Source organism: Alteromonas sp. HB246098 (assembly GCF_054890645.1).
In genome coordinates, this window is the sequence record NZ_JBTZUG010000006.1 from 66,217 (window position 1) to 86,967 (window position 20,751).

General features: G+C 46.5%; 18 protein-coding genes and 1 riboswitch. Of the genes, 5 read left to right on the forward strand and 13 right to left on the reverse strand.

Going from position 1 to position 20,751, the window contains the following annotated elements:
- The first annotated feature begins 158 nt into the window (after nt 1-158).
- The 4 genes from ACYTPF_RS13590 (at nt 159) to ACYTPF_RS13605 (ending at nt 4,832) form a co-directional block, all read left to right on the forward strand.
- Entirely contained in the window at nt 159-1,082 is a 924-nt protein-coding gene (locus ACYTPF_RS13590) for a LysR family transcriptional regulator (protein WP_461852588.1), read from the forward strand.
- A gap of 200 nt (nt 1,083-1,282) precedes the next feature.
- Nucleotides 1,283-2,044 carry an MBL fold metallo-hydrolase gene (locus tag ACYTPF_RS13595; protein ID WP_461852589.1) on the forward strand — a complete coding sequence of 254 codons (762 nt, stop codon included), beginning with the start codon at nt 1,283-1,285 and terminating at the stop codon, nt 2,042-2,044.
- Between the two features lie 200 nt (nt 2,045-2,244).
- On the forward strand, nt 2,245-3,633 hold the full coding sequence (locus ACYTPF_RS13600) for a YcjX family protein (protein WP_461852590.1): 1,389 nt from the start codon (nt 2,245-2,247) through the stop codon (nt 3,631-3,633).
- On the forward strand, nt 3,633-4,832 hold the full coding sequence (locus ACYTPF_RS13605; protein WP_461852591.1) for a DUF697 domain-containing protein: 1,200 nt from the start codon (nt 3,633-3,635) through the stop codon (nt 4,830-4,832). Before ACYTPF_RS13600 ends, ACYTPF_RS13605 begins: the two co-directional genes overlap by 1 nt.
- 155 nt (nt 4,833-4,987) lie before the next feature.
- Here ACYTPF_RS13605 and ACYTPF_RS13610 read toward each other — a convergent pair whose 3' ends face one another.
- The 12 genes from ACYTPF_RS13610 to hemC all read right to left on the reverse strand — a co-directional run bounded on the left by ACYTPF_RS13610 (nt 4,988) and on the right by hemC (nt 18,567).
- Entirely contained in the window at nt 4,988-6,214 is a 1,227-nt protein-coding gene (locus ACYTPF_RS13610; protein WP_423078600.1) for a threonine/serine exporter family protein, read from the reverse strand.
- A gap of 185 nt (nt 6,215-6,399) precedes the next feature.
- Nucleotides 6,400-7,449 carry a YHYH protein gene (locus ACYTPF_RS13615; protein WP_461852592.1) on the reverse strand — a complete coding sequence of 350 codons (1,050 nt, stop codon included), beginning with the start codon at nt 7,447-7,449 and terminating at the stop codon, nt 6,400-6,402.
- Nucleotides 7,450-7,567: 118 nt separating this feature from the next.
- Complete coding sequence (thiH, locus tag ACYTPF_RS13620) at nt 7,568-8,689, reverse strand: 2-iminoacetate synthase ThiH (RefSeq protein ID WP_461852593.1); 1,122 nt, start codon at nt 8,687-8,689, stop codon at nt 7,568-7,570.
- A complete protein-coding gene (locus ACYTPF_RS13625; RefSeq protein ID WP_461852594.1) occupies nt 8,686-9,456 on the reverse strand; it encodes a thiazole synthase in 771 nt (256 codons plus the stop codon). Before ACYTPF_RS13625 ends, thiH begins: the two co-directional genes overlap by 4 nt.
- Before the next feature lies 1 nt (nt 9,457).
- Nucleotides 9,458-9,667, reverse strand: coding sequence for a sulfur carrier protein ThiS (thiS, locus tag ACYTPF_RS13630; RefSeq protein WP_179981957.1), 210 nt, complete (start codon nt 9,665-9,667; stop codon nt 9,458-9,460).
- Nucleotides 9,654-10,409 carry a HesA/MoeB/ThiF family protein gene (locus ACYTPF_RS13635; RefSeq protein WP_461852595.1) on the reverse strand — a complete coding sequence of 252 codons (756 nt, stop codon included), beginning with the start codon at nt 10,407-10,409 and terminating at the stop codon, nt 9,654-9,656. The genes thiS and ACYTPF_RS13635 overlap by 14 nt, the downstream gene beginning before the upstream one ends.
- Complete coding sequence (gene thiE / locus ACYTPF_RS13640; RefSeq protein WP_461852596.1) at nt 10,402-12,024, reverse strand: thiamine phosphate synthase; 1,623 nt, start codon at nt 12,022-12,024, stop codon at nt 10,402-10,404. Before thiE ends, ACYTPF_RS13635 begins: the two co-directional genes overlap by 8 nt.
- Complete coding sequence (thiC, locus tag ACYTPF_RS13645) at nt 12,021-13,931, reverse strand: phosphomethylpyrimidine synthase ThiC (protein ID WP_461852597.1); 1,911 nt, start codon at nt 13,929-13,931, stop codon at nt 12,021-12,023. Before thiC ends, thiE begins: the two co-directional genes overlap by 4 nt.
- A gap of 316 nt (nt 13,932-14,247) precedes the next feature.
- Nucleotides 14,248-14,359: riboswitch (TPP riboswitch) on the reverse strand.
- Nucleotides 14,360-14,474: 115 nt separating this feature from the next.
- Complete coding sequence (locus ACYTPF_RS13650; RefSeq protein ID WP_461852598.1) at nt 14,475-15,650, reverse strand: heme biosynthesis HemY N-terminal domain-containing protein; 1,176 nt, start codon at nt 15,648-15,650, stop codon at nt 14,475-14,477.
- The gene (locus ACYTPF_RS13655) at nt 15,647-16,819 is read right to left on the reverse strand and encodes a uroporphyrinogen-III C-methyltransferase (protein ID WP_461852599.1); all 1,173 of its coding nucleotides are present in this window, start codon (nt 16,817-16,819) and stop codon (nt 15,647-15,649) included. Before ACYTPF_RS13655 ends, ACYTPF_RS13650 begins: the two co-directional genes overlap by 4 nt.
- The gene (locus ACYTPF_RS13660) at nt 16,820-17,551 is read right to left on the reverse strand and encodes a uroporphyrinogen-III synthase (protein WP_179981962.1); all 732 of its coding nucleotides are present in this window, start codon (nt 17,549-17,551) and stop codon (nt 16,820-16,822) included.
- A 77-nt stretch (nt 17,552-17,628) separates the two neighbouring features.
- Nucleotides 17,629-18,567 (reverse strand): hydroxymethylbilane synthase, encoded by a 939-nt coding sequence (gene hemC, locus ACYTPF_RS13665; protein ID WP_461852600.1) that lies wholly within the window; start codon nt 18,565-18,567, stop codon nt 17,629-17,631.
- 197 nt (nt 18,568-18,764) lie between these two features.
- Here hemC and ACYTPF_RS13670 point away from each other — a divergent pair, with 197 nt between their 5' ends.
- Nucleotides 18,765-19,826 (forward strand): GGDEF domain-containing protein, encoded by a 1,062-nt coding sequence (locus tag ACYTPF_RS13670; RefSeq protein ID WP_461852601.1) that lies wholly within the window; start codon nt 18,765-18,767, stop codon nt 19,824-19,826.
- Between the two features lie 167 nt (nt 19,827-19,993).
- Here the strand turns inward: ACYTPF_RS13670 and ACYTPF_RS13675 are convergent, their stop codons facing one another.
- Nucleotides 19,994-20,665 carry an alpha/beta hydrolase gene (locus tag ACYTPF_RS13675; RefSeq protein ID WP_179981965.1) on the reverse strand — a complete coding sequence of 224 codons (672 nt, stop codon included), beginning with the start codon at nt 20,663-20,665 and terminating at the stop codon, nt 19,994-19,996.
- Nucleotides 20,666-20,751: the final 86 nt, after the last annotated feature.

Below are 20,751 nucleotides of genomic sequence, written 5' to 3' on the forward strand. Positions count from 1 at the left end.
CGCATTTAACGTCGCTTAACAGCAGCAAGCCTAAATGCTTAGGCTTGGATTGCCGTCGTGCAAAAACTATTCGATGCATCCATAGTAGATAAACTTGCTAGGTGAATGAAATGAAATATAATCCTTAAATGGTGTGAATTTTATTCATAGTGGCGTAGGTGGTAGAAAATAGGCAATTTGAAAAGCTAGATTTGAACCTACTAAAGGTTTTCGAAGCACTCTGGCAGTATAGAAACATGACCCGCGTGGCCGAGGCACTTCACATTACGCCGTCGGCAGTCAGTCATGCCATGCGCCGGTTTCGAGATATTTTAGGCGACCCGCTTTTTGTAAAAGAAAAGCAAAGCATGTTGCCTACCGCTGCCTGTGAAAGACTAGCGCCCGCTATTCTAAAAGCCTTGGGCGATATTCGAAAGGCGTTAGGGGAGTTCGCCGATTTCGACCCGCTACACAGTCATCAACGTTTCGTTATTGCCATGCAGGAGTCGTTAGAGCTAGGCGTGTTGCCTGTACTGCTTTCAACCTTAGAACAACAAGCACCCAACATTGAAATAGTAAGCACTCGCTTACATCGCGATACCATGTTGGCAGACCTATCAAATCGGAATCTTCACTTAGTTATTGATATTGGCCGTGCGGTTGCCGCGCCTATTTCACACTCGTTATTGCGTCGCGATACCTACAAAGTGCTGATGAATAAGCAAAACCCATTGGCACAAAGTTTAGATAAAAAAAAGTATGTGGCGGCCCGCCACATTACCGTATCTAATCGTGCTAAAGGGGCGTCAGTAGAAGAGATTGCCCTGCAACAATTGGGCGTAAGTCGGCCCTCGCTGTGGCGCTGCCAAAACTATCGCGCGGCTGCCGATGTAGTGGCTAACACTAATGCCCTGTTAACCCTGCCTGGTTCGGTGGCCGATGCGGTAAGCGACGATAACCTTATTAGCACCAAACTCCCTTATCAAATACCCGCATTGGAAACACACCTTTACTGGCATAGCCAACAAGAAGGCGAGCCAGGGTTGATGTGGCTACGGGATTTGATGCTACACTTGTTTGCTGAATCTGGTCATACCAGATAGGTTTTGGTAGGATTCGTTCCAAGCAACACTAATGAAATGAGTGTATTAACAAAAGGTTTTGCGTAGCAATGGCTGGCAACTTTCATAGTAAAAAGCGCTAGGATATATGGGTAATACATGGGTAAGTAGAAGTAAGTGCTTAGGCTTATTGGGAAGTACTTTTAGCAAGCGTTGCAGGTTCGGGTGAAAAGGAAGCGGTAATGAAAATTCACACATTAGCAGGCTATATTCAGCATATTTATCTGGTTGAAGACAGCAAGGGTATACTATTGCTAGATGGCTGTAGCCGAGCCGATGTAGACAAGGTGTGTCAGTACATCACGCAAACATTGGGTCGTCCCTTATCAGACCTAAAGCTTATTGTTGTTACTCACATGCACCCCGATCACGCCGGTGGCGCCATTAAATTGCGCAAGCGCACAGGGGCACAGGTAGCATCACACCCCAAAGCGATTAAATGGTATGCGGGCTTTGCCGGGCGTACCGCTCACGCTATTGATTTGCTGCTAACCTGGTGGGTGGCAAACCGCATTGGCAAGCCTAGAATGCCTATTTGGTATAACCCAATATTAGCGCCAGATATCACGCTTGCCGACAATCAACGGTTGCCGGGTTTTACCGATTGGCAGGTAATGTACACGCCGGGTCATACCGATCACGACTTAACACTTCAGCACATTCCTACTCAGCAGGCTTATATCGCCGATGTTTTAGTGCAGGTGAAAGGTGAGCTAGTACCACCGTATCCGCTATGTCACCCTAATCAATATCGTGAAAGCCTAAAAAGGCTGGCGCAGTCACAAATTGATACATTCTTTTGTGCGCATGTACCGCCAACTAAAAAGTCAGATATTGATTTTGAGCATGTTATCGAGAACGCACCTCGCAAACCTAAGAACCACTGGCACTCCAGCAAAAACCGTATAAAGAAAAAGCTCTTCAACCAAACGCACGAGCATTAACTTGCAGGCTAAGGGTAACCTGGCTTTTCCTCCTAAGCGGCGTGTTTAAATGGCACTGCCCTTGCTTTTACACGTACAAAACCTCATTACTCTTATATTGCGAACTTTATAGCAAAGTAAGTGCAGCCCTCTCGGCACGTTATGTTTGTTGAGATAGGCTCAAAGGTATAGGAGCTGCAAAGGCAGAATATAAAACAATAATGCAGAAAAATATCGCTACGCTTTTTGACAAAACTCGGGAAATAGCGTCGCTAACCGGCGACAAACTAAGTAGTGCGTTTAACAAAGAAACGCACCGATTTACTATTACTGGGCTTAGTCGAAGCGGTAAGTCCATGCTATTTACCAGCCTTATCACTATGCTGAAAAGCCGTAGTGAAGAGGGTTATGCTTGCTTACCTTTGCTGCGATATTTGCCGCCTTCCCATGTGCTTGATATGCGCGTTGACCCCATTGAGGGCTATAAACCCTTCCCGCATCTAGAGAATATTGCTGATCTGGAAAACGGCCAGTGGCCTAAAGCTACTGAAGAAGCATTTGGCTTTAAGTTAGTGGTTCGTTTAAAAGAAACCGCTTCACTTAAGCGTCATGTTTTGCCCCATACCGAAGTGGTGTTTGAATTCATTGACTACCCGGGCGAGTGGGTTACTGACATTCCCATGTTAAGTAAAACCTATGCCCATTGGTCAGACTCTGCGTGGGCGCAGCTTAGCAGCGGGCCGCAACAGTACTTTGCAAGCCAGTGGAAAGCCTTTGTTAATCAGTTCGACTTTGAACAAGAGCCCACAGAGCAGCGCATTCAACTGCTTGTTAACGCCTACCGTGATTATTTGGTTGAAGCTAAAGCTAACGGTATATCTTTGCTACAGCCGGGCAGCTTTTTATTGGAATCAAGCGACTTTGATTGGCAGGCTTTTGGCTTTACGCCTCTGCCCTCTAGTATTACCAGCGATGTGTCGCACCCGTGGTTTAAAATATTTGATAAGCATTTTTTGAAGTTTCAAAGTGCTTGGCTAACGCCGTTAAAACAGTCCATTTTTAAAGAAACCGATAAACAAATAATTCTGGTGGACTTGTTTGAAGGACTAAACCATAGCAGGCAGCATTTGTATCAGTTAAAGGAAACCTTAAGCCATTTAGCCGATACCTTTGTGTATGGGCAAAGTACGTGGTTTTCACGCAATATTTTGAAAAAAGAGCAAATAGGTAAAGTGGCATTTGTGGCCACGAAGTCTGACTTAGTGCCGGTAAGTCAGCGCGGTAATTTACTTAATTTGCTTACCCAGATTACCGAAGGGGCCAGAGCCCGGTTCGATGGAAAACCTATCCAGTTCGAGCACTTTTTAGTGTCTAGCATGCAAGTCACCGACGACGGCAGCAATGAAGACGCTATTCGCTATAAAGACACTGATGGTCACTATGTAGAATCTACGTTTGAAGCCATACCCAGCACACTAAAAGATATGGAAGAGGGAAGCCACTTCCCAGTACCTAATGTAAGTGTGCCTAGCGATTTTAAAGCACGTATTTTAGCGGGTAAGGGTGTAGACAGATTGCTTCAGTTTTTACTGGGCAAAGGAGAGCAATAATGAGTGATAGACCTTATAAATTTGACGAAATCCCTGAGCCGCCTAGCTCGTCCGATCTTAGCAAGTCGCCCAGTTCGTCCATTTCTAGAAGCGAAAGAAGCGAAGCGCTTTATGGCGCGAACAGCGATCAGCCAGATGAAGCAAACACCCAATTTCAAACTGCGTCTCAGGGCGAGCAAAATAGTAGTGAAGTGAACAAGCCTCAGTACAAAACTAAAGTTAAAACACAAACGTTAGATATCGCGCAGCCTGAAACCAAGCTTCCGCAGCAAGTTGGTGAAGATGTATGGGAAGTTGAAGCTAAGAAAGACGGTTTTTCGTTAGGTGCTGCAACTCTAGGGTTTGGTGTAGTGTCGTTAATTGGCTTTTTTGTTTTTGAAGCCTATACAACTCTTGCCGCGAACATGTCTGAGCATCCCATTGGAACAGGCGTTGTGGGTGCGCTGCTGGTGGGTTTTGTTAGCTGCTTTAGCTTTTTAAGCTTTAAAGAGTGGCGAGGCTACAAGCAAGTAAACACAGCGATGGAAGACGCCGGTGTTATCCGTGATTTACTGGCTTATAAAGGTGAGCCTTCAGCGGGTAAAAAGCCTTCAGCGGGTAAAAAGCCTTCAGCGGGAAAAAAACCTTCAGCGGATCAACAGCCCTCAGCGGGCCAACAGTCTTCAGTGGATACACCATCCTCGCCACAAGAAATAGACCGTGTATTGACCCAACACGGCAAACGCTTTTCTAGAGGGTCTTACGCAGCCCATTGTTTCGAACGCTATCAGCAGCAGCTTCTAGAAGACATGACGGGGCCAGAACGTCTTGGGCTGTACGAAGATACGGTTTTGAAACCGGTGCAGGAAAAAGCGCATAAGGTGCTAAATAAAGAGTCGGTAACGGCAGGAAGCTTGGCATTTATAAGCCCAAACAACCTAATTCAAACTTTTGCGGTCGTGTGGATTAGCTTTCGTACCATTCGGCGTATGGCCCGTGTATATGGGCTAAGGCCAAGCACAGTGGGGAATTGGAAGCTGCTAAAAGTGCTGGCACAAAATATTGCTGCGCAGGGCGTATTCGACTTGGCTACCGATGAAGTAGCCAATCAAATTGGCGGCAGCTTGTCGGCCAAGTTTATGGAGAATTCGGCTGAAGCCATTGCCGCCGGTGCGCTAAACGCTCGTTTAGGGCGAGCGTTGATCAAGCTACTTAAATAGCGCTTTTAGCTACGCTGCCCACTACACTGATTTTGTTTACACTGCCTTTAGTTGCGCTGCTTTTGTCTGCCCTTGTTTAAAGAAACTTAGCACTAACAAGGCAGCGTTACAGCGCAGCATAAGCTTGATTCTTTTAGGCTGCTCGTGACGTGTTGTTACAGTGCTTTTTTAGTGGGCACCACTACGTTAGCAAAGATTAACCCCGCCACTAGCGACATGAATATAAGAAACACTTCTTGACCTAGATGATCGGCTTTTACAAAGTCTTGGCCGGTCATAAACGAATTCAGACCAATATAGGTTTTAGACCCCGGCACCAGCACAATAAGCCCGTGCATAGCCACAATGGTCGCTGGCTGATTGGCTATGCGCGTAAATGCATTGGCAAAAATACCTAAGGCAAATGCACCCACAAACGCACCAAGCCCAGGGCTCATGTAATCAGAGCTCCATGCGGTAGCACTATAAGCAATAAACGCAGCTGCCAGTGCCCACGGAATGTGTTTAACTCGGGTTCTGAAAATGGCAACTAGTGCAATACATAGTAAAAATACCGCAAGCCAGGTAGCCCAATAAGGCAGGGATTCAGCAGGGGTATACACGTTTTCACCAAACACACTGAAACCTACCGAAACACCCAAGAATGCACCGAAATACAGTTTAAATAACTGCATTATGGCGTCCATTGTACGGGCCGTACCCGAGACCATATTGCGAGATGAAAGCTCTGCAAGGCCCATAGTCAGCGCAAGCCCCGGCACAAATACAATGACCGACGAAAGCACAACTAGCGGAATATTGATACCTGGGTCAACGTACTGACCAATGGCGCAGGCAAGAATGCCTCCCACGAACGCGGTGACCGGCTCTAGCATTAAATTTACGCGTTTAGATTGCAGTGCCCACAGGGTCCATAAGTAAGCCACAATGCCGAGCGCGGCCGACCAGCCAATTTCGCTCCAGCTTGCACCCATAAGCATAGCAAATGCGCCGGTGGCCATAGCAAAGGCAACACCGGTAACCCATTTACCATAAGGGCTACCCATGGCATCTATTTCATTTAAGCGCTTATCTGCTTCGCTCAATGTTAATTTGCCCGACAACAGTTCGCTGGCAAGCTCATCAGTTAGCGACAACGCATTCATATCTAGTTCGCCCGGAAGTAACCGCGCGGCATGATTGTATTCATCTTCGTGGCGGTCGCTCCAGATTACAAAAGTGAGTGACGTAGGGGTAGAAATAAATGATGCGTGCACACCTAAATACTTGGCGACTTCACCTAGATAAGCTTCAAGACGGAACGCAGGGGTACCGTACTTGTGCAGCATTTTGCCTAGCTTCACTATAAATCTACGAATTTGAATAAATTCAACGGTATCCAACGCACTGCCCTTTAGTGTTGATAACTTTAATATGAAATAAATAAGACAAAAAAGCCAGACACATAAGAAAATGTCTGGCTAAAATTTGGGCGGATTCTACGGAGGGTTTTACATGAAAGCAAAACAAATTTTTTATTTGTTTTGCCTTAAAAAAACTAATCCACTTGAGGGTAGTAGCCGGGTTTTTAGCCTCTAGGTGGCGGCCCCATTTCGCCGTGCCCTTCGCCCCCTGGTGGAGGCCCTTTTGGTTTAACAGAGCAGTTGTACGTATCGCCCTCTACAGAGCAGCCTTGGGCTCCACTAAAGCAGCCAAGTATCTTATTCTTGCCTGGGTCTGCTGCATGGTAATGGTAGCCATCGATTTCATCAGAATGCCCGCCACAGCTATCTAACCCTTCAGGTTGGCTGCCGTCACTATTTAGCTGACCGAATACGGTGAAACCATCGAAAGCGACAGCAAGCAGCTTACCATTTGGTGATGAACTATCCTCATGCGCGGCGCAGTCTGTCATAGCATGGTAGTGATATCCTACAAACGGGTTAACGTGTCCGCCACAGTCGTCAAAGGGCGCTAGCGTATGTGCGCCTAAAATGGCATCTACGGGTGCGGGAGCATCCATTTTCACACCATTAAACGCTAAGCCCATTCCGCCATGCGCATCGAACTTTGCAGCTTTATCTAATTTTTGGGGGAAGGCGGGAATAACATACTGTTGTGTAGGTATGTCGTCTTCGAAATACTCAGGGGCGCACTCAACACAATAATTTTGGTATTCTGGGTCTACATCAGGACGGGCAGCTGCAAGGCACGCATCTTTGCTATCGGTAACTTTTACTTCGCCGGTCTCTGGGTTGTACAGCTGCCATTTGTCGTCGCTGTAGAATGTGGCTAGATTTGCAATAAATTCGCCATCTGCATCGTATACCTTGTTGTTGTCTAGCCAAATACCGCTGTCTTCGGCAGAGTCTTCAATATTTCTAGGGCACCAAGGGCCTAAATCGTGCCCAATTTCACGTTTACCCGGCACCGTAATTAAATAACACTGCGTTTCAGTTTTATCTGATAACGTGCAAGGCACCAGTTCTTCGGCAACTTGGATGTCTTCACTGAAAAATGTACCTATACGTGAGCCAGTATTGGCGTCTTGGTCGTGCGAGTGACCATCAGACCCGTGATCACCACATGCGCTTAATATCAGCAAGCCTGTGGTTAATAATGTAACGTTTCGTAGCATAGACCTTCCCTTATTTCATATACGATAGTAATAATAGGTTAGGCCTGCCGAAAAGATCGCTTTCTTTACAAAGAATTTGAATAGTGCGCTTAATTTTCGTTAAGTGAATCTAGTTAAATTAAAAAGCCATCCAGTCTTTCCAAACCGGGTCTAATCCCCTCGATTTTATTGCGCTGACGACTTCAGGCACCGAACGACTGTCATCAATATCAAACTGGTTTAACGCTTGAGAGGGTTCACTATAGCCGCCAGGCTGAGTTTGCGACGCAGCACTCATTGATGTGATTCCCAGCGGCATTACGCCATCTCTAAATACCGCCGACTCGCGGGTCGACAGGGATAATTCTGCTTGCGGGTTAAAGATGCGATGAGCACATATCAGCTGCAGCAGGTCTCGTTCGTTAGGTAGTTTGTTATTGGTAAGCGCGTTGCCACCAGTGCTATTACCTTCGCAGCTTCTAAGGCGCGGAAAAGCAATAGATACACGGCTTTGCCAATAGCACTGTTGTATCAACTTACCGTGAAGAGCGGTCATAGCGCTATCAACTCTCCAGTCACCTAAACCAAGTAACGCACCTATGCCTATTTTATCTATCCCCGCTTTCCCAATACGGTCGCTGGCTTCTAATCGCCATAAGAAATCCTGCTTTTTACCTCTAGTGTGGTAGCTGGCGTAGTGCTGGGGCGAATAGGTTTCTTGATACACTAAAACAGCATCTAAACCTTGGTGTTTTAGGGTTTCGTATTGCTCTTTCTTTAATGGCTGTACCTCCATCATAAGGTAGCTTACCTTGTCGCGAATGGCGCTAAGGGTTTGCTCGAAATAGTCCATGCCCACTTTGGTTTCGTGTTCGCCAGTAACCAGCAACACCTGAGAAAAGCCCATATCCTTAATAGCTTCGATTTCGGTAAGCACTTCGCTTATAGATAGGGTCTTGCGCTTTATCTTATTGCTCATGGTAAAGCCGCAATAGGTACACTCGTTGGCACACAGGTTCGACAAATATAAAGGCACAAAAAGCTGCATGGTATTGCCAAAGCGATGACGGGTTAGTGATTTCGCTCGGTTAGCCATGGCTTCTAAGTAGCTTGCGCCAGCAGGAGAGATCAGCGCCATAAAATCATCGAGTGAGAGTGATTCTTTACCTAATGCTCGCTCTACGTCACTCGCCGTTTTGCTGTTTATCGATAAAGCAAAATGCGACAAATCTTGCTGCATTAATGCCTGTGCCACCTTCATAGTGTTGGCTCCAAAAACGCAGTAAGTGGGCTTGAGGCCTGCGCCAAATCAGATGTTGCACCAAGCCCTGCTTCAAACGCTTTTCGACCAGTAGCTACAGCGCTTGCAAAGGCCTCTGCCATGGCAACAGGGTTTTGGGCAGTGGCAATAGCCGTATTCACCAACACCGCATCTACGCCCATTTCCATTGCCGCCATGGCTTCACTAGGCTTGCCAATACCTGCATCTACAATGACCGGAATAGAGGCTTGTTCAACAATAATTTGTAAGAAAGGCCTAGTTTGTAAGCCCTGATTGCTACCAATGGGTGCACCTAACGGCATAACAGCAGCGCAGCCTACTTCTTCTAGGCGTTTACACAAAACGGGATCTGCGCCACAGTAAGGCAGTACGTTAAACCCTTTTTTTACCAAAGTTTCGGCGGCCTGAAGAGTTTCGATTGGGTCGGGCAGCAGGTAGCGCTGGTCGGGATGAATTTCCAACTTTATCCATGGGCTACCTAGCGCTTCATAAGAAAGTTCTGCGGCAAATATCGCTTCTTGGGCATTTTTAGCCCCCGATGTGTTAGGCAGCAGGGTAACTCCTAACTCTCGAAGTGCCTTTAGCGTTTCGTCTTGCCCGCTATTACTCGCCACGCGCTTCATTGCTAGGGTAACAATGTTACTTTGTGCAGCGGCCACTGCGTCTTTCATAGTGATGGCGTTGCTGAACTTTCCTGTACCGGTTAAAAGACGTGATGAAAAAGTGTGGTTTGCAAGCGTTAGCATATTAGCCTCCTGCAACTAGGGTGAAGATATCAACGGTGTCGTTGTCTTTAAGATAAGTGGTCGACCATTCTTTTTTACTCACTATGGCCGCATTTCTAGCAATGGCGGTACCGTCGTCATTCAGTTGTTTAAGGGCAATTAACTCGCTAAGCGATATGGGCGATATCACGTTCATAGGTTGATTGTTTACGTTTACTTTAATTTGCGTCATTGCAAACCTCGCAAGTAGAAGAGGGGGGTAATTCAAAGCTTTGTAGCGAACCTAGGCCTGCATTCCCAGTTAGGTAGTGCCCCCACTTAATGTCGGCTTGGAAACCTTTTGCTAAAAACAACAAAGCTTGTGTTGCCTGATGGCAAGCGGCCATACCAACAACAGGGCCAAGTACGCCTTTGCTCAAACAGTCTTCACGCACGGACACCTTATTTACTAGGCACTCGTAACAACCGCAGGAGTTCGAATTTTGCGGCAAATTAAGTGCTTGCCATGTAAGGCCGCTGGCGGCCGCAATAAAAAGCGGAATAGAGGCGCGATAGGTGGCCGCATTGATCTGCCGTCTTACCGTAATGTTGTCGGTGCAATCCAGTACACAGGTGGCAGATGAAATTAAGGTTGGTAAGTTATTACTATCAGCAAACTTGCTTTTAAAATGAATGTTTAAGTTAGAGTTAACTTTGCGAAGTTCGTTATACAGCGACTTGGCTTTAAGTTCACCTAAGTGCATTTCGTTGTAGCTAACCTGGCGCTGTAAGTTGCTGATATCGACAGTGTCACCGTCTATCAAGGTAATATTGCCAACACCTGCGCCAGCTAAATAGCGGGCTGTTAAGCTTCCTAGGCCGCCTAACCCAACAACCACAGCGTGTGCGTTTGCTAAATTAAGCTGGCCGTCTTGGTCGATACAGTCGAGCAAGAGCTGCCTGCTGTAACGCTGTATGTCCTGATGCTCAAGCAAAACCCGCCTCCTGTGCCAGCGCTTGGTATGCTTGCAGCGGATGCTCCGCATGAGTGATGGCACTCACCACGGCAATACCGTCAACCTTGGTTTTAGCCACGTCACTTATACGCGATAAGTTAATACCGCCAATGGCAACGGTGGGTATGCCTTCGCACAGCTTCACATATTTTGCCAAGCGCTCTACACCCTGGGGTTTAGATGGCATGTCTTTAGTATTGGTTGGAAAGATATGGCCAAGGGCAATGTAAGAAGGCTTCAGTGCGCGAACCCGCTGAATCTCAGCGAATCCATGAGTTGAAATGCCCAGTCTTAGTCCGGCACTGCGAATAGCGTTTAAATCTGCAGTGTCGAGATCTTCTTGACCTAGATGTACGCCATAAGCCCCAAGCTCTATGGCTAACTCCCAATAGTCGTTAATAAATAACTGACAGTTGGTGTGTTCCACTAACTCAATGGCCTCTTTTATCTGTTGGCGAATGTCTTGTTGTGACCCTTCCTTCACCCTTAGCTGAATGATTTTTACGCCCGTTGGCCAAAGCCTCGCTATCCACTGAACGCTATCTACTACGGGGTATATGCCTAGGTTCGTATGAGTGAGTGTAGGGAAGTGGGCTATACTACCTTGCGCACTTTCTGAGGGGAGGTCGCTGTTCGACAAATTTTCTAGGCATAAATCTTTATTGTAAAAAACAGCGCTACCTTGGTGAAAATTTACCTTTGGAAAACTTGCGGCGTGTGTGGGGAAACCGTTAGTTCGTGGGAAGTACGTGGGCAAATCAGCCCCATTATTATGCGCCTTAGCGCCGTCCGTATCAGGCTCGCAAAGGGTCTTTCGCCTTACTTCACACACATAGGCATTTGCTAGGGTGAGCGCATCTTCAATGCAATAGTCGTTAACAAGAAAAGCCGCAATCGCACTTGCTAACATGCAGCCAGTACCCCGAAGTTTACCGTTGTTGGTTATCGGTTGACTAAAGTGAAGGGTGTGCGAGGCGCAAACAAAGGTGTCATATACCTGAGTTTGCCACGCGGCGTGGCCGCCTTTAACGTAAACACTCTTTGCCCCTTTTCCAATAAGCCGGTTTATTGCTGACGCTAAGCTGGTATCGTCGTTTACCGTCAAATTAGACAGCCAAGTGAGCTCGTCAATATTTGGGGTAACCAAATCAACCGTGTTCAGCAACTCGTCAACAACGCTTTCGCTTAAGTCGCTTAACATACCGCCAGATGAAGAAGCCTGCACAGGGTCCCATATCACAAACGGGCGAGGCTTTATTAACGACTGAATACGTGCGCAAAGTAAAAGTGCTTGCTCATCGTTTGCGATAGCGCCAATTTTAATAGCGCGTGGCGGCGTATCTTCGTAAAGCACTTGCCACTGCTGGTTTAACGCAGATGCACTCATACTGTCTTTACTAAGCAGTTGCTGGTTTGATTGCGCAGTAATTTGTGTGGTGAGCACGCAGGCATGAGCGCTTAAATCGGCAAGCGTGATAGCGTCGCGGGTTATACCCGCGCCACCACTTGAGTCAACGCCGCCTATGCACCATACCACCGGCAACCTAACGCTAGGCGGCTCTAGTACGGGTTTGGTTAGGTGGCTGTTTATCATGGCAACTCAACCTTGCTATCGGCAGTGTGATAAAGCTGAGCACCCGACTGATTAAACGCATCAGCCATGTCTTTCATGCCTTTTTCTTTTTCAAATTCTTGCTGCTCTGCTTGCTTAGCGACATCACGTACTTCTTGAGAAATTTTCATGCTGCAGAATTTTGGGCCGCACATAGAGCAAAAGTGCGCAACTTTGCCAGAGGCCTGCGGCAAGGTTTCATCGTGATAAGCGCGAGCAGTATGAGGGTCTAATGCTAGGTTAAACTGATCTTCCCATCTAAACTCGAAGCGCGCTTTCGACATAGCATTGTCGCGTATTTGCGCGCCGGGGTGGCCCTTCGCCAGGTCGGCAGCGTGCGCCGCTATTTTGTACGTGATAAGCCCCTGTTTAACGTCTTCTTTGTTAGGTAAACCCAAATGCTCTTTAGGCGTTACGTAGCACAGCATTGCGCATCCGTACCAACCAATCATGGCGGCGCCAATACCTGAGGTAAAGTGATCGTAGCCAGGTGCAATGTCTGTGGTAAGCGGGCCAAGGGTATAAAACGGCGCTTCGTGACAGTGCTTAAGCTGCTCTTCCATGTTCGCTTTAATCATGTGCATTGGCACATGCCCTGGGCCTTCAATCATTACCTGAACATCGTATTCCCAAGCTATTTTGGTCAGCTCACCAAGGGTACGTAACTCAGAGAATTGCGCATCGTCGTTGGCATCGGCCACGCTACCAGGGCGCAAGCCATCACCTAGCGACAATGCTACATCGTATTTCGCGCAAATTTCGCAAATATCGTGGAAGTGTTCGTACAAAAAGCTTTGCTGGTGGTGACTCAAACACCACTTCGCCATGATTGAACCACCGCGCGATACAATGCCAGTAACTCGCTTTGCGGTAAGGTGAACGTATTCAAGCAACACGCCTGCGTGAATGGTGAAGTAATCCACACCTTGCTCAGCTTGTTCGATAAGCGTGTCTTTAAACATCTCCCAGGTTAAATCTTCGGCTACGCCATTCACTTTTTCTAGCGCTTGGTAAATTGGAACGGTGCCAAGAGGTACCGGGCTATTTCGCAGCAGCCACTCGCGGGTTTCGTGAATATTTCTACCGGTAGATAAGTCCATGATGGTATCGGCGCCCCAGCGCGTTGACCACACCAGCTTTTCTACCTCTTCTTCGATTGACGAGGTAACTGCCGAATTACCAATATTCGCGTTAATTTTCACCAAGAAGTTGCGGCCGATAATCATTGGCTCTAGTTCGGGGTGATTAATATTACATGGAATGATGGCGCGGCCTGCGGCCACTTCTTGGCGAACAAATTCAGGCGTGATGGTATCGGGCAAATTCGCGCCAAAGTGCTCTCCTTTATGCTGCTGCGTTAGCTCCGCATCTTTAATGGCTTGACGGCCCATGTTTTCACGAATGGCAATGTATTCCATTTCAGGGGTAACAATGCCTTGTCTTGCGTAGTGAAGCTGGGTGACGTTCTTGCCCGCTTTCGCTTTTAACGGTTTGCGGCTGCGGATAAAGCGAAAATCTTCAGTAAAGATGTCGTTTTCACGCTCTTTCGCGAAGCTTGATGAAACGCCTTCAAGCTCAACGGTATCGCTGCGCTCTTCAATCCACTTTTGGCGAAGTGGGCTTAAGCCTTTGTGAACATCAATATTTTCTAGCGGGTCGCCGTAGGGCCCTGAGGTGTCATACACCGGAATAGGTGGGTTTGGCTCTAAGATAGGGTTTTCTTCGGTGCCACCGACTAGGCTGTCATGCTGGTGGATAAGGCGCATGGCCACTCGGATATCGTCGCGGCTGCCACACTCGTAGTGGCGCGTTGAATTGGGGTAAGCTTCGCCCGCTAGTTCATTAATGAATTGCTGAGCTTGTTGGCGTTGTTCGCGTCTGTTCGACATAGCATTTTACCTTGTAAATTTAGGTTCTAAAAATGCTTGTCAGGAGTGAAGGAGAATACAGTGTGTAAGTGTTTGAAGGGCGGAACCTTCTACTGTAGCGAGGTTGAAAGTAAAGAAACTAAGAATGAGCCCGTTACTGTTTACTGTCGTTTGTTCTTAAGGCCTTAAGCAATTTACTTTGAGTTAGAAATGGCATCATTGAAATTTGATGCTTTATCTCAAAGTTAACGCTCTGTGCCCGTTATGAAAGTGACAAACAAACCACTAAGTAATCTAACCTTGCTTCACAATGCCAAACTGTTGCTTAACATAGTGCACATTGTATTTTCTTGTTCCCTTCGCAGGTACTAGCCTGATCAGGTTCTACGGATCCCACTTTCGCGGTCTCAGCTTACTGGGTTACCAGTGAAGCACTCCGACAAGTTGTTTGTTTCAATTAGCGCTGTTTGCTGTTGAAACAGCGCTAATCGAGAATTCCCTTTTACTATATCTTCAACTTTAGTTGGATTACAAGTACTACCAGAAAGCTAAACGAATATTCATTTAGCTAGCTAGTTGCTGTCCTTCTTTGTAAAGCTGAAGGGCGGTGGCTGTGTCTTGCTTGCGTTCACTAATGGCAGATAGCAGCAATAAGTCTTCTTTGCGCGACTCCATTTTGGTAGCTTTTAGCAAGGCTTTTTCAGCTAACACATCATCGCCCGAGTTGAACGCCACTTGGCCTAGCGTGGAATAAAGCTCAACGTTTTCTTCGTCTTGCTTTATCCAGCTTTCAAGTAAACGTAACGATGGTGATGCATTAGGAATATTAAGCTGCGTGAACAGCGGGAATAGCGTGCTGTTCGGCCCGCGTTTTTGCCATTCAACTAACAAATCTTGAGCGTCGGCATGCATACCTTGGTCAAGAAGCTGTTGAATGTAGGCAGCACGATAGGCGTCGTCGTGACGTAATTTACGAGGCAGGGTGTCCCAGTATGATTTAAGCTCAACGGCACCTTGCTTACTGGCAATTTCTGCAAACTTACCTTTAGCAATACGCTGGCTCCACGTGGTGTAGTCAGCTTTAGGCAAGGCTTTACGCCAACCCGATAGATTCTCTTGAAGCACCTGCCACTTACCTAACTTGGCAAGAATTTGCGCTTTTAGCTGCACAACCTGCTTGTTGTCACGATCTTGCTCGTCTAGTTCGTTAAGCTTTTCGAGTGCCGCCTCGAACTTTTCTTCAGCCACATCAATGCGTGCATGCATTACCGTTGCGGCTACTTTCGCTTTCGGAAAGTCAGTGGCCTGAACCAGAAAATAACGGGCTTTAGCTAGGTCGTCGTTGGCAAACGCAATCTGCGCTGAAGCCAAATAGTTTACGCCTTCAAAATCACCATTGGTGGTTTTGCCTAATGCTTTTTGTGCCGAATCAAAATCACCTGCGGCCATGGCGTGCAAGCCATCGTAAAATGCGCGCTTGCGCTTGCGTTCACCTAAAGTGCCGAACCATTTATGTGAGCCTGTAATTAAGCTTAACGCCCACAAAACAAAACGGGATAACACATACCAGGCAATAACGGCACCAATGACCAAAATACAAAAGCTGATCACGGTCATTTCAATAGCTGTACTGCCTAGAGAAATAAGTACGTAACCTTTATCGCCAAGTATCATTGGACCAACAATAAGCGCAACAACGAATGCGGCTAATACCGCAAGGGCAATAGCTAACCATTTCATAGTGCACTTGCTCCTTGTCCAAACACCTGCTTAACACGGCTATCCAGTAAACGCTCTAGCGGTTTTTGTGACGCTAGCTCTGTAGGAATTGGGCGTGAAATATCGGTGGCAATCAGGTTTTGTAGTGCATCAACAAAGCCGGTTACCTGACTTTTCTCGGTGTCGTATTTTTCAATAAGCAGCGTTTGTGCATATTGAAGCGATTGACTGTAAAGCCCCGCATCGCCTTGAAGCGCGGCAGTTTGAGCGTGCATAAGCTGCAGACGAAGCTGCTCTTTTGCCAAGAACTGTGCTTCTAATGACAGTACTGGCTCAACCGGGCCTTCAATAGTTTTAACGGTAAGAAAATCATTTACCAACGAACGCCACACCTTCGCAAGGTTGTCCTGCCAGTCGTCAGCCGACTCTGACAAGGTGGTGTCTTCTGCGTTAGCATCTTCAGGCTTTTCGAAGGTATCCAATGGCAACTTATCGATTTGCGCAATCATGCCAGTAAGGGCAAGCGCTACTGAGCTTTGCGATACAGGGTTTAGCTGCTGTAGCGTTTGAATATCTTCAGCTAGGTTAGCGCGAACGGGTAGTACCGACGGGTCAGCCAAAGACTTTAAGCGCTTATCTGCATTGACCAATAGCAAAATTGCTGTGCGAACATCGTTTTCCAGCCAAAGCTTTCTACCCGCCATACGAACTAAATAGTCAGCTTCTGCAATTAGCCAGTCAGCTGGGCGGCGACCTTCCATATTGTTAAGCTGTTGAAGGGTAGACTCGGCCTGTAGGCTAAGTTTCTCGTTCTCAGACTTAAGTTTATCTACCGTATCTTGTAAGGCTTTATTCGTTCGCGACACGTCTTCTAGCGACGCTAAGATGTCGCTACGTTCTCGTTCTATATTGTTTAACTTTGCCGTGTTGCTTTGCTGTGTGTTGGCGGAATCTGCGCTAGCTGACTGTTGCTGCATATAATACCAATAGCCCGCGCCAGCCATGCCTATTACGGCTAAGAACAAAATGATTACAACGAACCATAGCAGGCCATTGCCTGATGATTTCTTTTTCTTAGCTCCAGATTCAGTCGATTCACTCTGCGTGGCAGAAGACTCAATTACTTCTTTTTCAGCTTCCACTTTTACGAGTTCCTCTTTTTGTGGGCTATTTTCATTATTGTTGGCCATTCAATACTCCCAGTTATCCTTTACCCAGGCGATGAGTGCCTGATCGGTGGCTCGCTGACAAACCGCTACCTCTTTAACACCTTTACTGTTAAGGGTTTGGGCGACTCGGTCACTCACTGTTAACCATTTAAAGGCTAACAAAGCGTTACCAAATTGTTCTATCAGTTGCAGTGCCATTGCTTCGCTTGTAGCGATAATGCCGCTAACTTCGCCCATTTTCCAACGTTTTGTGTAAACTGGGCGTGTAAGTTGCTCCCTTTTATAAACGCAAAAGCTATTTACTAAAATACCTTTTTCGTCTAATCCTTTTGCTATGGCTTCTCGTCCACCTTCACCTTTAATAATAACGACATGCTTACAGTTTGCCTCATTAAGCTGATGCATTGCCAGTATACCTTCGGATGTATGGACCTTTGGAGTAACAACGTTCGCCGAAGAAAACGTTTCAAGGCCTGCCTGCAGTTTGCGCGCAGTGGCATCGCCAACAGCAATAATTAAAGGGAGTGGGGAGGCTATGTCACGCAGCCCCGAAATAACACTATTCACAGCGTATACGCTGGTAACAATAATTGCGTTTACTGTATTTGAAGCTAAATATTCTGCTGCGGCTTTTCGTTCAGACGAGATATCAATAATGTCAGAGGTGGCTACCCCTACCGCTTTAATGCCCGCTTGCTCGAAAGCCGAAGCACTCGCTTTTAATTTTGGCAGTGGGCGCGTGAACAGAAGCATATTATCGAACTCTCATCCTTTTAAGTTTGCTGCGCATTTCTATGTGCGCAGAAATGCGCGCTTCTTTTACGTATAACTTAGTTATAAAGTGCTTTAAGAATTTCCCCGGCACCTTGCTCTAATAGCGCTTCTGCTACTTCAATACCTATGTCTGCGGCTTTTTCGCGTGACGCAGTAGCAGACGCAAACAGCAGCTCAGAGCCATCTGGTCTTCCAACCATACCAGTTAAGGTTAGTACGTCGCCGTCTAGGGTAGCAAAACTACCAATAGGTACTTGGCAGCCGCCTTCCAATCTCTCATTCATGGCGCGCTCTGCGGTAACACGGGTATTGGTATCGGTATGATTTAACGCTTGTAGCAAGTTAATTAGCTCTTCGTCGTTGTTACGGCATTCAATACCTACTGCACCTTGGCCTACAGCCGGCAGCGAAATGTCGGCAGGCAACGGCATACGAATACGAGATTCCATTTCAAGACGAATAAGGCCAGCGGAAGCTAGGATAATGGCGTCGTATTCACCCGCATCTAGCTTTGCTAATCGCGTGTTCACATTACCGCGTAAATCTTTAATGATGAGATCTGGACGATATTTGCGAATTTGGCACTGTCTGCGAAGGCTAGATGTGCCGACAACTGCACCTTGTGGCAACGCATCTAGGCTATCGTGGTCATTAGAAACAAAGGCATCAAACGGGTTTTCGCGTTCACAAATAGCGTGTAAACCAAAACCTTCAGGAAACTCTACTGGGACGTCTTTCATTGAGTGAACCGCGATATCAGCACGGCCTTCCAACATGGCTATTTCAAGTTCTTTAATGAACAGTCCTTTACCGCCAATTTTCGCCAATGGCGTATCTAAAATTTTATCGCCCTGCGTACTCATAGGCACAAGCTCAACGGTCATTGATGGATAGTGCTCCATTAATTTTGCCTTCACATACTCTGCTTGCCAAAGCGCTAGCGCGCTTTTTCTAGTAGCAATTCGAACGGTGCGGGTAGTGTTGAGGTGACTCATGGCTATTCCAAACTCTGTAAAAAAAGAAACTTAAACGCTGTAACACAACGTTATACGAGATACTTCGTAGTATACGCATTTTCTGGGTTAATGTTTGAAATTAGGCGCAGTTTTCTACTTGGTTTTTGTGCAAATATACGTCTATGCTGTAGTTGGACGAAGTGTCTGCTTATAAATTTGGGGAGTAGAGTTGTTAGATGGACAACACGCCAATTGGACAATTACTAAGAAACGCGCAACAAGACGAAGCTGAAGTAAAAAGACGCAAACTGACGTTGTATTTCATTTCCTATGTTGGTGGCACCATAATCGCATTTATGGCATGGCTCAATTTTGGTACCAATAACCCATTGTTGGTTAGTGTATTAGCTACATCTGCCACCGTTATTTACCTCAACGTTGCGCTTTCACATATTTTCCCGAAAAGTGATGTGTTTTATTATTTCGCAGGGCTTATTGTTCTTTTTACCATCAATGCCTTGGTTTATACCGGCGGGCTGAACAACACGGGCTTGTACTTCATATTTCCACTACTTTTTATTCAAATAATAGTGGTGCGATTTAAACCCGCTATGCTCTATGTTGCAGTCACCATAGGGTTGTCGATTTATATGCTGTATAACCAAGACGCTATTGTTGCAAAATACCCTGATGAGCATGTTTCACGATTTTTAATTGCGACATTCTGTTTTATTTGCGTTGCCTTTATTGGCGAAAATTTCTGGCACAAAAGCCGAAAAGAAATGCTGCGTGAAAACTTAGAGCGCATGAAGCAAGCTAACACAGACCCGCTAACCAAATTGCCAAATAGACGCTTTTTAGAAACCGTCTTTTTTGAACGTGCCATGAAAGACCCTGGCGCCTATTTCCCTCTTACCGCAGTGGTTGTCGATATAGACCATTTCAAGAAGATTAACGACACCTATGGTCATGATATTGGTGATGAGGTGCTAATCCACTTCACTAGCATTATCAAAGGTGCTGTTAGAGCATCTGACATTGTTGCGCGTACCGGCGGAGAAGAGTTCTTAGTACTCTTTCCACTAGCGCCTTTGAGCCAAGGCGTAAAACTTGCGGAAAAAATGAGAAAGGTTGTTGAAGAAAATCCATTTATAGAAGGGGATATCAATCACAACATTACCGCCAGTTTTGGCGTGGCTACCGCGCTTACTGACGACAAACTGCACGCTAGCTTAAAGCACGCTGATGATAATCTCTATAAAGCTAAAAATGGGGGGAGAAACCGCGTTGCAGAATAGAGGGATGTTTGAAACGTCCTGTTTGGAATCTTAATGCAAAGTATGAACGCAACGCGTGAATATAAGGGAATAGCCGCAAAGGCGCTCGACATAGTGTGGTAATTAGATAAGTGTGATAATTCGCTTTTTTATAGCTAACTATCACACTGAATAATGCTTCGTGAAACTTAGTTTAGAACTTTCTGAAGCCAATCACTGATATCGCTTAGCTCATCCATACATACATTATGCTGCATGTTGTAGGTTTGCCATGTGGCTTTAAAACCGTTTTCGTTTAACGTTTTAAATGCCGCATTGCCCATGAATACGGGTACCACTTCATCCTGCTCGCCATGCGCCATCATAATAGGCGTTTCACGATTTGTGTCTGTTGCCTCACTTGCAAGTAGCGATGGCTCACTCATATAGGTTGATAGTGCAATAACGCCAGCAAACTTACGGGCATATCGAGGTGCTAGGTGAAGTGCAATTACCCCGCCTTGAGAAAACCCAGCAAGTACTATGCGTTCGCTAGGAATACCACTTTCAATTTGCGCTTCAATAAGTGCTTCTACTTGGGCAGCTGATTCTTTTACGCCTTCTAAATCGGCACGGCTTTCAAAGTCCAGTGATTTTATGTCGTACCATGCACGCATACGCATTCCACCGTTAATGGTTACGGGGCGTTCAGGTGCATGGGGGAATAGAAATTTGACGGCCATTGATTCAGGAAGCTTTAGTTCAGGCACGATAGGCGCAAAACCGTGGCCTGAATCGCCTAGACCGTGTAGCCAGATAACGCAGGCATCAGGCGTAGTGGATGGGTTTATCTCTACGCACGGCAGAAGTTGCTGAGTCATTCTTTGTTTCCTAATTTTGTTGTTACCCTATTACCAATGGTTATCCTTTCTCACGGGCAATCTCTGTCTTTTCCAAAAAAGCGTGG

What these genes read in the sequence shown, in the direction of transcription:
- ACYTPF_RS13595 (WP_461852589.1), top strand. Translation starts at nt 1,283, where the DNA reads ATGAAAATTCACACATTAGCAGGCTATATTCAGCATATTTATCTGGTT.
- ACYTPF_RS13600 (WP_461852590.1), top strand. Translation starts at nt 2,245, where the DNA reads ATGCAGAAAAATATCGCTACGCTTTTTGACAAAACTCGGGAAATAGCG.
- ACYTPF_RS13605 (WP_461852591.1), top strand. Translation starts at nt 3,633, where the DNA reads ATGAGTGATAGACCTTATAAATTTGACGAAATCCCTGAGCCGCCTAGC.
- ACYTPF_RS13615 (WP_461852592.1), bottom strand. Translation starts at nt 7,449, where the DNA reads ATGCTACGAAACGTTACATTATTAACCACAGGCTTGCTGATATTAAGC.
- thiH (WP_461852593.1), bottom strand. Translation starts at nt 8,689, where the DNA reads ATGAAGGTGGCACAGGCATTAATGCAGCAAGATTTGTCGCATTTTGCT.
- ACYTPF_RS13625 (WP_461852594.1), bottom strand. Translation starts at nt 9,456, where the DNA reads ATGCTAACGCTTGCAAACCACACTTTTTCATCACGTCTTTTAACCGGT.
- thiS (WP_179981957.1), bottom strand. Translation starts at nt 9,667, where the DNA reads ATGACGCAAATTAAAGTAAACGTAAACAATCAACCTATGAACGTGATA.
- thiE (WP_461852596.1), bottom strand. Translation starts at nt 12,024, where the DNA reads ATGATAAACAGCCACCTAACCAAACCCGTACTAGAGCCGCCTAGCGTT.
- thiC (WP_461852597.1), bottom strand. Translation starts at nt 13,931, where the DNA reads ATGTCGAACAGACGCGAACAACGCCAACAAGCTCAGCAATTCATTAAT.
- ACYTPF_RS13650 (WP_461852598.1), bottom strand. Translation starts at nt 15,650, where the DNA reads ATGAAATGGTTAGCTATTGCCCTTGCGGTATTAGCCGCATTCGTTGTT.
- ACYTPF_RS13655 (WP_461852599.1), bottom strand. Translation starts at nt 16,819, where the DNA reads ATGGCCAACAATAATGAAAATAGCCCACAAAAAGAGGAACTCGTAAAA.
- ACYTPF_RS13660 (WP_179981962.1), bottom strand. Translation starts at nt 17,551, where the DNA reads ATGCTTCTGTTCACGCGCCCACTGCCAAAATTAAAAGCGAGTGCTTCG.
- hemC (WP_461852600.1), bottom strand. Translation starts at nt 18,567, where the DNA reads ATGAGTCACCTCAACACTACCCGCACCGTTCGAATTGCTACTAGAAAA.
- ACYTPF_RS13670 (WP_461852601.1), top strand. Translation starts at nt 18,765, where the DNA reads ATGGACAACACGCCAATTGGACAATTACTAAGAAACGCGCAACAAGAC.
- ACYTPF_RS13675 (WP_179981965.1), bottom strand. Translation starts at nt 20,665, where the DNA reads ATGACTCAGCAACTTCTGCCGTGCGTAGAGATAAACCCATCCACTACG.